Below are 13,426 nucleotides of genomic sequence, written 5' to 3'. Positions count from 1 at the left end.
GGGGCGGGCTTGACCCGCAACGCTTTCAGCGGTTGGTGGCAATCCAGATCAGCAGCCCGGCCTGGAATACCGCAAAGGCCACCAGGCAGGTGATGGTGAAGCGCAACCCGCTGTCTTCGCGGCGGTACTTGTTGACCCGCTCATCGCGCTCGCGCAGTTGTGCTTCCTTCTCCTGCAGGTTCTGCTCGGCCTGCTGCAGCATGCCCGCAGCATCCAGGATGTCTACCTTCTGCACCTTGTCGGTATTCCAGCCACCCTTGAGCTGACCTGCCTGGACTTCCACGCAGCGCCCCTTCAGGTGCTGCGCATCGGCGTACTCGACCTCCAGGCCATGGCTGCGCAGCACCTGGTCGCGGCGCAGGCGTGTGTCTTCGTTGAGTGCGTCCTTGTTGGCCAGGGCCATGCCCTCGACCCGGTAGTGCGACCACTTGCGCTGTACCCAGTGCACCGCCTGCGACAACAGGAAGCGCCCCAGGCCACGGCTGACCGGCTCGATCTGCAAGCCACTGTCGGGGCCGATCTTGATCTGGTGCAACTCATGGTCCACCCAGATATCCAGGCGATTCTGCTCCTTGCGCACCTTCTGCCCAGGCAGGCGCACTTCCATGCGCAGCAGGCTGTGGGTCTTGTTGTGCCGTTCGGCATAACCGTACTGCACGAAGCGCAGCGGCCGCGCGCCGGTGTTGCGGTCGGTGGGCTGCGGGGACAGGCGCAGCATCTGGAAATGCTCGGGCACAACGTCCGCCCAGGGCAGCGGGGCCGCTTCCGGGGCTGGCGATTCGTCGGTCGCGTCTGGGGCGTCCTGGGGGGTGGCTTCAGTCATCACGGCGGTCCTTTTGTGCACAGCAGGCGGGTCGCAAGGGCGACGCCTGCACCGGCTTATCGGCCGCTTTGCGCAAGACTGGAGACACAATTTGCGCCAATTCGCTTCATGCCGCCGGCAATCGACGAATGAACTCGACGATCCGCTCGCCCAGGGCACTGGCCAGGGGCAGCTCGGGGTTGTTGTAGCTGTCGCGCTGCTGGCTCATTTCACGCGGGCTGATGCGCAGCATGTGGTTCATGCCGTCGATCAGTGCCAGTTCGGCGTCCGGCTTGGCAGCGTGCAGTCTCTCGGCATCCTTGACCTCGACCTGGACGTCGTTGCGCCCCTGCACGATCAACGCCGGCAAGTGGAGGCGGGCGAAGGCGGCGGCCGGGTCCTGGCGAAACAGCGAGATCAGGTACGGCTGCACACTGGGGCGAAACACGTCGCGCAGGTGCAGCGGTACCTGGGTGCTGGGCTGGCCGGCCTTGAGCTGCTCGATCAGGCGTACGGCCTGGGCTCGCTCGGTCGCCGGCAGGCGTTCACCCAGTTGCTCGCGCAGTACCTGATCGACCGGGCGCCCGCTGCCTGCCACTGAAATTACCGCGCTGGCGCCGGCCTGTTCGGCCGCGAGGCTGGCGATCAGTGCGCCCTCGCTGTGACCCAGCACGATCAGCGGGCCAAAGCGCGGGTCGGCCTTGAGCAGATGGCCCCAGGCAACGGCATCGGCCACATAGCGCTCGACGCTGAGGTTGCGCTCGTCGGGGGTTGCCGCGCGGCTGGCGGCCACCCCGCGCTTGTCGTAGCGCACGCTGGCAATGCGGTTGTTGGCCAGCAGCAGGGCCAGGCGCTTGAGGTTGTCGATACGTCCGCCGGCGGGATTGTTGCCGTCACGGTCGGTGGGGCCGGAGCCGGCGATGATCAGCACCACCGGTGGCGGCGTGTCGCTGCGCGGCAACAGCAGGCTGCCCTGCAGGGTGCCGTCGTCGGTCACCAGGCTGATCGGTCGTTGCAGTACCGTGGGGGCCGCGGCCTGGGCCAGGCCGGTAAACAGGAGGAACAACAGGGCGAACGTGCGCAGCATCATCAGGCCATTAGCGAGGAGGTGGCGTTTTGACTCGTCCGGCGGCATTAGGTTCGCGCCCGGAGGTGATCTAAGGGTATACCCTGCGTATACTGGTTGGCCTTGTTACCATCCAGTTAAAAATCAGGCTGAACGCGGAGCGCCCTGCATGTCCGGCAATACCTACGGCAAGCTGTTCACTGTCACCACCGCTGGCGAAAGCCATGGTCCGGCGCTGGTCGCCATTGTCGATGGCTGCCCTCCGGGCCTGGAGCTTTCGCTGGCCGATCTTCAGCACGACCTGGACCGGCGCAAGCCCGGTACCAGCCGGCACACCACCCAGCGCCAGGAGCCCGACGAGGTCGAGATTCTCTCTGGCGTGTTCGAGGGCCGTACCACCGGCTGCGCCATCGGCCTGCTGATTCGCAACACCGACCAGAAGTCCAAGGACTACTCGGCGATCAAGGACCTGTTCCGCCCGGCCCACGCCGACTACACCTATCACCACAAGTACGGCGAGCGCGACTACCGTGGCGGCGGCCGCAGCTCGGCCCGTGAAACCGCAATGCGCGTGGCTGCCGGTGCCATCGCGAAGAAGTACCTGGCCACCCAGGGCATCCGCATCCGCGGCTACATGAGCCAGCTGGGCCCTATCGAAATTCCGTTCAAGACCTGGGAGTCGGTGGAGCACAACGCCTTCTTCAGCCCCGACCCGGACAAGGTGCCGGAGCTGGAGGCCTACATGGACCAGCTGCGCCGTGACCAGGACTCGGTGGGTGCCAAGATCACCGTGGTCGCCGAAGGCGTGATGCCCGGCCTGGGCGAGCCGATCTTCGACCGCCTCGACGCCGAGCTGGCCCATGCGCTGATGAGCATCAACGCGGTCAAGGGCGTGGAGATCGGTGCCGGCTTCGACAGCGTGGCCCAGCGCGGCACCGAACACCGTGACGAACTCACCCCCGAAGGGTTCCTCAGCAACAATGCCGGCGGCATCCTGGGGGGCATCTCCTCGGGGCAGCCGATCATTGCGCACCTGGCACTCAAGCCGACCTCCAGCATCACCACCCCGGGCCGTTCCATCGATGTGGATGGCAACCCGGTGGAGGTCATCACCAAGGGCCGTCACGACCCCTGCGTCGGCATCCGTGCCACCCCTATCGCCGAGGCGATGATGGCCATCGTGCTGATGGATCACCTGCTGCGCCACCGCGGCCAGAACGCCGATGTGCGGGTAGCCACCCCGGTGCTGGGCCAGCTGTAGTGCACCTGCCCGACGTCGACGCCACGGCCCGCTGAGCCGTGGCGCCGATTCCCTACTGGCGGCTTTCCAGCTTCTACCTGTTCTATTTCGCCTTGCTGGGTTCGACAGCGCCGTTTCTGGCGCTGTATTTCGATCACCTGGGGTTTTCCAGCGCGCGCATCGGCGAGTTGGTGGCCATCCCCATGTTGATGCGCTGCGTGGCACCGAACCTGTGGGGCTGGTTGGGCGATCGCAGCGGCCAGCGCCTGCTGATCGTGCGCCTGGGGGCCTTGTGCACCCTGGCCAGCTTCTCGTTGATCTTCGTGGCCAAGAGCTACGCCTGGCTGGCGCTGGTAATGGCCCTGCACGCGTTCTTCTGGCATGCGGTACTGCCGCAGTTCGAGGTCATCACCCTGGCCCACCTGCAAGGTCAGACTGCCCGCTACAGCCAGGTGCGGCTGTGGGGGTCGATCGGTTTCATCCTCACCGTGGTGGCCCTGGGGCGATTGTTCGAATGGTTGAGCCTGGACATCTACCCGGTGGCGCTGGTGGCGATCATGGCCGGCATCGTGCTGGCCAGCCTGTGGGTGCCCAATGCCCAGCCGCCAGGCCAGCACGAGCGCAGCGATGGTGGCGGCTTTCTCAGGCAACTGGCCAGCCCTGGCGTGGCCGCGTTCTACGTGTGCGTGGCATTGATGCAGTTGAGTCACGGCCCGTATTACACCTTTCTCACCCTGCACCTGGAGCGCCTGGGCTATGCCCGCGGCACCATCGGCATGTTGTGGGCGCTGGGGGTGGTGGCCGAGGTGCTGATGTTCCTGGCCATGAGCTGGATCCTGGCGCGGTTCTCGTTGCGTCGGGTGCTGTTGGCGAGCCTCTTGCTGGCGGCCTTGCGCTGGTGGCTGCTGGGGAGCTTTGCCGAGTATCCGGGCGTGCTGCTGTTCGCCCAGTTGCTGCACGCCGCCACGTTCGGCAGTTTTCACGCGGCCGCCATCGCCTTCGTGCAGCGCAGCTTCGGCGCTCGCCAGCAGGGCCAGGGGCAGGCGCTGTATGCGGCCCTGGCCGGTACCGGCGGTGCGCTGGGTGCCCTGTATTCGGGCTACAGCTGGAACGCCCTGGGCGCCACCATCACCTTTAGTATTGCCAGCGTCGCGGCACTGGTCGCAGCCGTTATCATTGCGTTTCGAATGACAGAGGAAAAGGCCCCATGAGCAGCCTGAGCGTGTTTCACCAGTCCACCCCGGACATTCCCAACAAGGTGCTGACCCACCTTGAAGACATCGCCGCGACACTGGCCGAGCAGGGAATAAGGTTCGAGCGCTGGACGGCGCAGTCGCCTGTGCAGGCCGATGCTGGCCAGGCCGGTGTGCTGGCCGCCTACCAGGTGCAGATCGACCGGCTGCAACACGAAGGCGGTTACCGCGCCGTCGACGTGATCAGCGCCAGTGGCGATCTGATGAGCGAACTGCTGGACGAACATGTGTATTCGGATGACCTGGTGCGTTTCTTCGCAGCCGGGCGCAGCCTGGTCAGCGTGCGGGCAGGGGAGTACGTGCATGCGGTGGTGTGCGAGAAGGGGGATCTGATCGTGGTGCCGGCGGGGTTGCGGGTATGGATCGATGGCGGGGACAACCCGCACTTCGTGGCGGTGCGACTGTTCAATCAGCCTGAAGGGGTGGTGGCGCAGTTCACGGGGGAGAAGCTGGCCGAGCGTTACGCGCGATTGGACGATTGATCACGCCGAGGCCACTGGCTTGCAAGCCAGCGCTCACAGGAACCAAGATGATCCTGTGGGCACTGGCTTGCCAGCAAAGGCCGCTACGCGATTCAGCGATAGGTCGGTAGTGCGAACCGCTGTTGGCTTTGCAGCATCGAGATCACCGGCAGCTCGCTGGCCTGCTCGGCCAGGTCGCGGCGAATCGCGCTGATCGCCCACGACAGTTGCTCGGCACTGTGCAGCTGGCCATACGAAATCGAGCGCTTGACCTGTTTGCCGTCGGCGGCGCGCAACGTCAGCAGTACACCGCCATCAGGGCGAGCCTGGGTGGTGACGTCGTAGGCGGAAAATACCGAGGCGAATTTTTGCTGGATGAGGTCCATATCAGCTCCTGACTGTTGTGTGGCAGACATGAAGTGATAGGTGCAGCGACCGTGCCAGTTTTCCTTGATTAAAAAAAGCTTATAAAACAATGACTTAAAGTTGTCGTGCGCAATGGGTGCCGTGCATTCTGCATGGTCGTGCAATTTGCACAGTGCATTTTGCAGTGCCTTGCGGCCAATAGATTTGCTCTGTCGTCCTCATGGGATTTGCGAGGTTGACCCAAAGCCTTCCCTGACAAAGACTTGGGCTCTACCGCAGCCAGGAGGTTCCCGATGACCGACCACCCAACCCCCACCCCGATGAACGACGATGAAGCCGCAGCCTTTGCCGAAGAAGTGTTCGATCGGGCGCGCAAGGGGGACGCCGACATGCTTGGCCGTCTGCTGGAGAAGGGCCTGCCGGTCAACCTTCGCAATGGCAACGGCGACACGCTGCTGATGCTTGCCAGCTACCACGGCCACCTTGAGGCGGTGAGGGTGCTGCTTGAGCACGGCGCAGACCCGCAGATTGCCAATGACAAGGGCCAGTTGCCGATTGCCGGTGCCGCTTTCAAGGGCAACCAGGCGATGATCGAGCTGCTGGTGGAGAAGGGCGCGCTGATCGATGGAGCGTCTGCCGATGGCCGTACCGCGCTGATGCTGGCCGCGATGTTCAACCGCACCTCCATCGTCACCTACCTGCTCGGCAAGGGCGCGAACCCCAATCACCGCGACGCGCAGGGCGCCACCGCACTGGTTGCCGCGCAAACCATGGGCGCACCCGACACCGTCGCCCAGTTGCAGGCGCTGGCCGGCTAACTGCCAGGGGGCTTTTGCGGCTATCCTTGGCGACTTTTTTCGCCTCGCAGGGCCCCCGCATGAAAAACCAACTGGTCGAACTCATCGGCAAAATCAGCTCCGGCTGCCTTCCGGACGCCGAAATCGAGCGCATCGCCGATGAAGCGGCGCAGGCCTATGCCGACCCGCAGGCGTTCCTGGCGGCCAACCCCGACATCAACTACGACGACACCTTCCCGATCCCGCTGGGGGAGTGGGTGGTGATCGGCAGCCTGCCCGACACCGTGCTGTTCCAGGCCGACACCTACAGTGACCTGTTCCAGCAGATCACCGACTCGTTCGGCAAGGACGTTGCCTTCAACATCAAGCCCAAGCAACTGGTCAAGGTCGAGCCGCTCACGGCACTCAACCGCATCCAGGTGCAGATGGGCAGCATGAACAAGGAAAACGGCGGCTACACCCTGGTCAACATCAGCCAGTTGCTGGACGACGAATTGCAGATGGTGCTGGTGTACGGCAACGACGTGCCGCGGGTGCTGGAGCTGTGCGCCGAGGTCGGCATCGCCGCGGCGCCTGCCCTGGAGGCGCTGCGGGTCGCGGTACACGTCTAGCCCAGCGCGGTATCCAGGAACATCATCACCGCAAAGCCGCCCATCAGGCCCAGGGTGGCCGAGGTCTGGTGGCCATTGCGGTGGGTTTCGGGGATCACCTCGTGGGATACCACGAAAATCATCGCCCCGGCCGCCAGGCCCATGCTCACCGGGTAGGCGATGGCAAAACCGGTGGAAATGCCCAGGCCGATCACTGCCCCGATCGGCTCCATCAGCCCCGAGCCGACCGCCACCAGCGCAGCCTTGAGGTTGGACAGGCCTGTGGCGCGCAACGCCAGTGCCACGGCCAGGCCTTCGGGTATGTCCTGGATGGCGATGGCGGTGGTCAGCGGCAGGCCCACGTTGAGGTCGCCGTTGGCAAAGCCCACGCCGATGGCCATGCCCTCGGGCAGGTTGTGCAGGGTGATCGCCAGCACGAACAGCCACACCCGGTTGATGCGTTCCGACTGTGGGCCGCAGGGGCCGGTGCTTTCGTGCTCATGGGGCGTGAAGCGGTCCAGGCCCAGCATCAGCAGCACCCCCAGGCCCATGCCGACCACCACGGTCAAGGCCGCGAAAGGCCCGTTGCCGGTGATTTCACGCGCAGCCTCCAGGCCCGGCAGAATCAGCGAAAACGAACTGGCGGCGAGCATCATGCCGGCGGCGAAGCCGAGCATCACATCCTGCGAGCGGGCGCTGACGTCGCGCAGCACCACCGCCAGCACCGCGCCCAGCGCCGTGGCGCCAAACCCTGCCAGGCCGCCGAGCAGGGCCATGTGCAGGTTGTCCTTGTTGTCGCCGTGCACCGCGTTCCAGGCACTGGCAACCAGCAGGCCGAGCACGGCGAGCAGGCTCAGGGCCAGGCCGGCACTGAGCCATGGGGTGGCCTGAACCTGGTGCAGCCAGGCGCTGCGCAGGGAGGTCGGGTTGGCGTTGGCGGAGCTTTGGGCGGGTGGCATGGAGGCCTCTGTGGTACGGAGTCGATCAATCGAGTGTAATCACTGGGCGGCGTGTGCGACGAGCGGTTCGCCGCTATGGGGCCGATAGCCAGCTACGCTGAAGGCAGGTTCAATCATGGGAGTATCACCATGGGGTCGACGTTCAATGGGTTGGTGGGGCTGGTCATTCTGGCGCTGGATATCTGGGCGATCATCAACGTGATCAAGAGCGGCGCCAGTGGCGGGGCCAAGGTGCTGTGGATCCTGCTGATCCTGCTGCTGCCGGTGCTGGGCCTTATCATCTGGGCGATTGCCGGGCCACGGGGCAACGTTAGGCTGTAGCGCCAGTCCAGGCTCTTGTGGGCGTGGGCCTGCCCGGCGATGCGGCGGCTCAGATCAACCAGGCGCCCTCAAGCTGCAACAACTGCTGCTTGCGCTCCAGGCCACCTGAAAACCCGGTCAGGCTGCCGTCGCTGCCAATCACCCGGTGGCACGGCACGATCACCGCCACCGGGTTGGCGCCGTTGGCCGTGCCTACCGCGCGTATCGCCTTCGGCCGCCCGACTCGCTGCGCCAGTTGTGCATAGCTGGTGGTGGTGCCATACGGAATCTGCTGCAGCGCCCACCACACCGCACGTTGGAATTCGGTACCCTGTGGCGCCAGGGGCAGCTCGAAACGCTGGCGCCGACCTTCGAAATACTCGTCGAGCTGTCGCGCCACCGTATCCAGCTGCGCGCCCGCCGGCTGCCAGCTTTCGGCCAGTTGCCAGGGGTGGGCGCTGTCCATGTGCAGCAGGTGCAGACCTTGTTCATCACCGGCCAGCAGCAACTGGCCGATAGGGCTGGGGTGGTAGCGAAAGTACATGGTGAGTGGCTCCGGGCATGTCTGGCCCACACGATACCCGAACACTGAGCTATTGTTCGAGGCGCGGTTTTCAACATAATTTTCACATTCGATTGCTGACAATCCGCGCGCGAATTTCCGTTCGTCCAAGGGCCACGCAATGTCCCGGCCCTCATAAAAATCTGAACCCTAGGGATCTTCCTGTCCATGGCTAACACGGATGCCTTGAGTCATCAGCGAGCCGCTTCGCGCCCGTTGCTGCAACCAACGCTCAAATCACACCTCGCCTATACCCTGCTGTGCGGCCTGGTGATCATGCTGATGCTGAGCCTCGTGCGCCTGGCGCTGCTGCTCTACAACAGCGACATGATCGGCGACACCCCACTCTCGACCGTCGCTGAAGGCTTTCTCAACGGCCTGCGCTTCGACCTGCGCGTGGTGGTATACCTGAGCATTCCGCTGCTGCTGGCGATCCTCAGCGCTCGCGCCATGGCCGCCCGTGGCCTGTTTCGCGTATGGCTGACCCTGGCTTCCAGCGTGGTGATGTTCCTCGGCCTGATGGAGATGGACTTCTACCGCGAGTTTCACCAGCGCCTCAACGGCCTGGTGTTCCAGTATGTGAAGGAAGACCCCAAGACCGTTCTGAGCATGCTCTGGTATGGCTTTCCGGTGGTGCGCTACCTGCTGGCCTGGGCCTTTGGCACCTGGGTGCTGAGCCTGCTGTTCAAGGGCATCGACCGTCTTACCCGCCCGCGCGGCGAGTACTCCAGCAACGTCGCCGGCCTGCGCAGCGTGGCGCCCTGGTACCTGCGTGGCGCGGTATTCGTGGTGATCCTGCTGGTGGCCGTGATCGCCGCCCGTGGCACCTTGCGCCAGGGCCCGCCGATGCGTTGGGGTGACGCGTTCACTACCGACTCCAATTTCGTCAACCAGCTGGGCCTTAACGGCACCCTGACCCTGATCGACGCCGCCCACAGCCGTTTTGGCGAAGACCGCGGCAACATCTGGAAGGCCACCCTCGACCAGAGCCAGGCCCAGCAGACCGTGCGCGACATGATCCTGACCGAGCACGACCAGCTGGTGGATGCCGACAGCGCGGCGATCCGCCGTGACTTCACCCCGCCTGCGGCCAACAGCCTGCCGATCAAGAACGTCGTGGTAATCCTGATGGAGAGCTTCGCCGGCCACTCGGTGGGCGCGCTGGGCAGTACCACCAACATTACCCCGTACTTCGACAAGCTGGCCAAGGAAGGTCTGCTGTTCGACCGGTTCTTCTCCAACGGCACCCATACCCACCAGGGCATGTTCGCCACCATGGCCTGCTTCCCGAACCTGCCAGGCTTCGAATACCTGATGCAGACGCCGGAAGGCGGCCACAAGCTGTCCGGCCTGCCGGCGCTGCTCAGCGCCCGTGACTATGACGACGTGTACGTCTACAACGGCGACTTCGCCTGGGACAACCAGTCCGGGTTCTTCGGCAACCAGGGCATGACCACCTTCATCGGCCGCAATGACTTCGTCAACCCGGTGTTCTCTGACCCGACGTGGGGGGTGTCCGACCAGGACATGTTCGACCGCGGTGCACAGGAGCTTGCGCACAACTATGGCAAGAAGCCGTTCTATGCCCTGCTGCAGACCCTGTCCAACCACACTCCGTATGCGTTGCCCAAGGACCTGCCGGTGCAGCCGGTGACCGACCAGGGCCGCCTGAACGAGCACCTGACCGCCATGCGCTACTCGGACTGGGCGCTGGGCCAGTTCTTCGAGAAGGCGCGCAAGGAGCCGTACTTCAAGGAAACCCTGTTCGTGATCGTCGGCGACCACGGCTTCGGCAATGCCCAGCAGGTCACCGAACTGGACCTGGGCCGCTTCAACGTGCCGCTGCTGCTGATTGCGCCGGGCATCCAGGAAAAGTTCGGTGCGGTCAGCCACACCGTGGGCACCCAGGTCGACATCGTGCCGACCATCATGGGCCGACTGGGGGGCGAAACCCGTCATCAGTGCTGGGGGCGTGACCTGCTCAACCTGCCGGCCGGCGATGAAGGCATCGGCATGATCAAGCCATCGGGCAGTGAGCAGATCGTCGGCCTGGTGCAGGGCGATCGCATTCTGATCCAGTCCAAGGACATGTCGCCGCGCATGTACCGTTACCAGCTTGGGGCCAACTTCAAGGCCGAGGTGATCGAAAGCCCGGACCAGGCACAATTGAGCCGCAAGCTGGAGTCCTACATCCAGACCGCGACCAAGAGCCTGCTGGACAACACTGCCGGCGTGACTCACAGCACGCCGCAATGACGCACGGGCTGTTGCACTGACCAGGACCCCGGCTTGCCGGGGTCTTGGCTTTTCGGGCCGTGGGTGCTCAAATCACGCGCCTCAGCAAGAGGGGCCGACAGCGGTCCCGCAAAAAGGATGTTTGCGTGCGTGTGTTCGTGTTGCTGGTTTGCCTGTGCCATTCGATCCAGGCGGTGGCTGATGCCGTATCGCCTGCGCCCCAGATGGCTCAGGAATGTGTAGGGCGCTCGCGCTTTGTGGTACCGGCCAGCCTGGAGTGGCAAATGAGCGGTCTTCGCCTGGGCGAGCCGTTCGCCCGCTTCATGCCTGGTGGCGATACGTGGCAGGCCGACTACGGCGCGCCGGAGTTCTCCGGGGAATCGCACCTGGTCACCATCGATGTGAGCCCGCTCACTACCCGTGAGCTGTACGACCGCCTCAAGGATCGTCTGGTCCTGAGCCGGGCCAATGCGCAGGGCGAGTTCATCATGGCCGAGCAGACACGCATCGGGAACCTGATGACCCCGTACCTCAAGGCCCAGAAGCCGAGCGAGTACTACGCCTTGAACGAACGGTACAAGGCACTAGCGCGCACCTTCGAGCGCATCGACAAGATCCCTGGTGAACGGGCGTCGCTCGAGGCGATGATCGCCGATTTCGCGGGCAAGGGCTGGCCAGTGGACACGCTTCAAGCGCAGCTTGAGCGGCTCAACCGTGAAGACGCGGGGTACCCCGTCTCCGATCGCTTCAAGTGGCAAGTCATGCCGGACTTTGCCCTGGAGGATGGCTATGCGGTGTACAACGAGCATGGGTTGACCGTGGTGCTGTGGCGCCAGTCGCGCGTCTACAAGCTCAACTTCGGTTACATCGAACGTGGAGTGAGCAACGAGCAGGTGCTACAGCGGCTGGACCCGCATGTGCGCCGTGTGCTCGCCGCCTTGCGTCCACGCGCCGCCTTCGAAGTGCCTCGGCAACCGGGTATATGCCTGCCGTTCGGCTTTCTGGCCGATGACGGCACAGCCCCCTATGTGGTGCGCGCCGCGTGGTTCGGGCGGCACCAGGAGGCGGTCCGCTACGACCTTCAGGTGGCCAGCCAGTCGCTGCGCGAGCAGTTCGAGGCCCGGCGGGCCGCCGACCTGTCGCTCGATCGCGCTGATTTCCCCGTACTTGAGCAACTGCCGGAACGCCAGTTCCGGCTGGGGCAGATGACCATCCTGCAAACCACCACGCTGACCAAGTGGTACCTCGAACACGAAACGGATCGCCGCGAAACATTCCAGCTGCGCGCAGCGCACCTGGGCGCCACGCCCGTTCCTTCGATGATCCTGCAGGTGGACCAGTTGCACAGCCGCGACGGCCTGAGCCTGAAGCTGTTGGAGACAGAAACCGTCGAGATACTGGGGCAGGTACAGGCCCTGCCGAACGCACCGCAAGTGGCACAGAAAAGGAAACGTACATGAAGTCGTTACACATGAGCTGGATGTGGCTGGCGTTGCTGGCAGCGCCCCTGTCGGCGCTGGGTGAGCCGGATTACCAGATGCCGCCGGGTTGGCGTACCGAGTGCATGGGGCGGGTGCAGTTCGATGTGCCCAAGGAGATTGCCTGGCACCTTGCCGGGGGCTACTGGCAAAAGCCGGACTTCGAACCCGTGCGCCCAACCATCGCCCCGGGTGGCCAGCAGATCATGTATGGCGAGGGCGTGACACCCGAACAGACCTACCTGGTGAAGATCGAAGTCAGCCCCTTGACGGATCGCAATGTCTTCGATCGCCTGCAGCTTATCCACGGGCCTGATCGCGGTTCGGCGCAAACACGCGTGGTACGTGCGCAGATCGACGCGCTGCAAGCCCAGATCGATGCAAAAAAGGCTGGCGACGAAGACTATTCCGCGTTGCTTGAACAGCATCGCGCCCTGGACGACACCATTACGCGAATCAACTGGGTGAGCACCGAGTTGTTCGTACTCAACGACATGATCCGCGAGTTCTCGGCCACGGGGCGCCCCACGGTCAAACTGGAGGCTGAACGCGCAGCTTATCTCGAGGAACAGGCCAAGTGGCCGACCGACGCATTGTTCGATCAAGAGCGCTTTCTGGACCTGGGGATTGCAGATACGTTCGCCGACTGGGTGCCGGGTGAGATGACGGCCCATCTCTGGCGTAACCAGCGCATCTATCGCTTTGTATTTCATGCAGGGTCGGACGCTGCCGGCGTACCGGTCTCACTGGAACGTGTCGAGCCCAGGGCCCGTGCCTTGCTGGCGGCCTTTCGAACCCGCGAGCAATACGAAATCCCGCAGCAGCGTGGCTTTTGCCTGCCGTTCGGGTTCATTGCCGACGATGGCGCCCCGCATCATTCGATAACGCTGGGCTTCAACCCCGTGGGCAACCCGCACCTGCTGCACCGCCTGAGCATGGGGCGCGAGATCAGGAAAGACGCCGATTTCATGCCGAAGCTGTTGGAGCAGGTGATTTCCAGGCGGTTTCCGACGCTCGTCCAGACCGACATGTTCGGCCCGCTGCGCGTGCTTGTCGGCGCCCTCGACGGCAACCTTCGCGGTGCGCGCTACAAGGCCTATGATGCGTACCACAAGCCGGTGGATTACGAAACGTTCACGCTCGACGGCGACGCTCCGCCCACTGGATACCAGCCTGGCGTGGGGCTGACGGTGCTCGATGATCATTCTCAGCCGCAGCTTGCGTTCGAGCGCACCCGCGTCGATATGCTGCAGACCCTGAAAAGCATCCGGGCGCTGCCGGGCGGCCATCGTTTTGCGCCGCAGGCCGACTGAACAA

At 64.2% G+C, this 13,426-nt stretch carries 14 protein-coding genes; 9 read left to right on the top strand and 5 right to left on the bottom strand.

Annotation, left to right across the window (positions count from 1 at the left end; genetic code table 11):
• Positions 1-25: 25 nt before the first annotated feature.
• Positions 26-823, bottom strand: coding sequence for a hypothetical protein (locus tag KH389_RS19680; protein ID WP_054915840.1), 798 nt, complete (start codon positions 821-823; stop codon positions 26-28).
• Positions 824-929: 106 nt separating this feature from the next.
• Positions 930-1,892 carry an alpha/beta hydrolase gene (locus tag KH389_RS19675; protein ID WP_213606081.1) on the bottom strand — a complete coding sequence of 321 codons (963 nt, stop codon included), beginning with the start codon at positions 1,890-1,892 and terminating at the stop codon, positions 930-932.
• 145 nt (positions 1,893-2,037) lie between these two features.
• Here KH389_RS19675 and aroC point away from each other — a divergent pair, with 145 nt between their 5' ends.
• Genes aroC through KH389_RS19660 form a run of 3 tightly spaced genes read left to right on the top strand, consistent with a single transcriptional unit; the run spans position 2,038 to position 4,843 of the window.
• Complete coding sequence (aroC, locus tag KH389_RS19670; RefSeq protein ID WP_043862708.1) at positions 2,038-3,129, top strand: chorismate synthase; 1,092 nt, start codon at positions 2,038-2,040, stop codon at positions 3,127-3,129.
• Positions 3,130-3,167: 38 nt separating this feature from the next.
• Positions 3,168-4,319: an MFS transporter gene (locus tag KH389_RS19665; RefSeq protein ID WP_213606080.1), complete on the top strand. Its 1,152-nt coding sequence runs from the start codon at positions 3,168-3,170 to the stop codon at positions 4,317-4,319.
• Complete coding sequence (locus tag KH389_RS19660; protein ID WP_213606079.1) at positions 4,316-4,843, top strand: acireductone dioxygenase; 528 nt, start codon at positions 4,316-4,318, stop codon at positions 4,841-4,843. The genes KH389_RS19665 and KH389_RS19660 overlap by 4 nt, the downstream gene beginning before the upstream one ends.
• Before the next feature lie 92 nt (positions 4,844-4,935).
• On the opposite strand, the gene KH389_RS19655 is transcribed toward KH389_RS19660, so the two are convergent.
• A complete protein-coding gene (locus KH389_RS19655) occupies positions 4,936-5,208 on the bottom strand; it encodes a DUF3509 domain-containing protein (RefSeq protein ID WP_043862711.1) in 273 nt (90 codons plus the stop codon).
• A gap of 273 nt (positions 5,209-5,481) precedes the next feature.
• On the opposite strand from KH389_RS19655, the gene KH389_RS19650 reads away from it, so the two are divergent.
• Both KH389_RS19650 and KH389_RS19645 read left to right on the top strand, forming a co-directional pair.
• Entirely contained in the window at positions 5,482-6,006 is a 525-nt protein-coding gene (locus tag KH389_RS19650) for an ankyrin repeat domain-containing protein (RefSeq protein ID WP_054915837.1), read from the top strand.
• Positions 6,007-6,065: 59 nt separating this feature from the next.
• On the top strand, positions 6,066-6,596 hold the full coding sequence (locus KH389_RS19645; protein ID WP_043862713.1) for a hypothetical protein: 531 nt from the start codon (positions 6,066-6,068) through the stop codon (positions 6,594-6,596).
• On the opposite strand, the gene KH389_RS19640 is transcribed toward KH389_RS19645, so the two are convergent.
• Positions 6,593-7,534 (bottom strand): ZIP family metal transporter, encoded by a 942-nt coding sequence (locus KH389_RS19640; protein WP_043862714.1) that lies wholly within the window; start codon positions 7,532-7,534, stop codon positions 6,593-6,595. The two genes, KH389_RS19645 and KH389_RS19640, sit on opposite strands and share 4 nt — an antisense overlap.
• 129 nt (positions 7,535-7,663) lie before the next feature.
• On the opposite strand from KH389_RS19640, the gene KH389_RS19635 reads away from it, so the two are divergent.
• Positions 7,664-7,855, top strand: a complete 192-nt coding sequence (locus KH389_RS19635) for a PLDc N-terminal domain-containing protein (protein ID WP_043862715.1) — start codon at positions 7,664-7,666, stop codon at positions 7,853-7,855.
• Between the two features lie 49 nt (positions 7,856-7,904).
• Here the strand turns inward: KH389_RS19635 and KH389_RS19630 are convergent, their stop codons facing one another.
• Entirely contained in the window at positions 7,905-8,378 is a 474-nt protein-coding gene (locus tag KH389_RS19630; protein WP_213606078.1) for a methylated-DNA--[protein]-cysteine S-methyltransferase, read from the bottom strand.
• 186 nt (positions 8,379-8,564) lie between these two features.
• On the opposite strand from KH389_RS19630, the gene KH389_RS19625 reads away from it, so the two are divergent.
• The 3 genes from KH389_RS19625 to KH389_RS19615 all read left to right on the top strand — a co-directional run bounded on the left by KH389_RS19625 (position 8,565) and on the right by KH389_RS19615 (position 13,422).
• Positions 8,565-10,652 (top strand): LTA synthase family protein, encoded by a 2,088-nt coding sequence (locus tag KH389_RS19625; protein WP_043862717.1) that lies wholly within the window; start codon positions 8,565-8,567, stop codon positions 10,650-10,652.
• A 125-nt stretch (positions 10,653-10,777) separates the two neighbouring features.
• Positions 10,778-12,091 carry a hypothetical protein gene (locus KH389_RS19620; protein ID WP_213606077.1) on the top strand — a complete coding sequence of 438 codons (1,314 nt, stop codon included), beginning with the start codon at positions 10,778-10,780 and terminating at the stop codon, positions 12,089-12,091.
• 11 nt (positions 12,092-12,102) lie between these two features.
• Positions 12,103-13,422, top strand: a complete 1,320-nt coding sequence (locus KH389_RS19615; protein WP_213606076.1) for a T6SS immunity protein Tli4 family protein — start codon at positions 12,103-12,105, stop codon at positions 13,420-13,422.
• Positions 13,423-13,426 lie beyond the last annotated feature (4 nt).

The organism is Pseudomonas qingdaonensis (assembly GCF_018398475.1).
GTDB lineage: Bacteria > Pseudomonadota > Gammaproteobacteria > Pseudomonadales > Pseudomonadaceae > Aquipseudomonas > Aquipseudomonas palmensis.
Note: the sequence above shows the minus strand (reverse complement) of the source record. Positions and strands in the feature narration are given on the sequence as shown.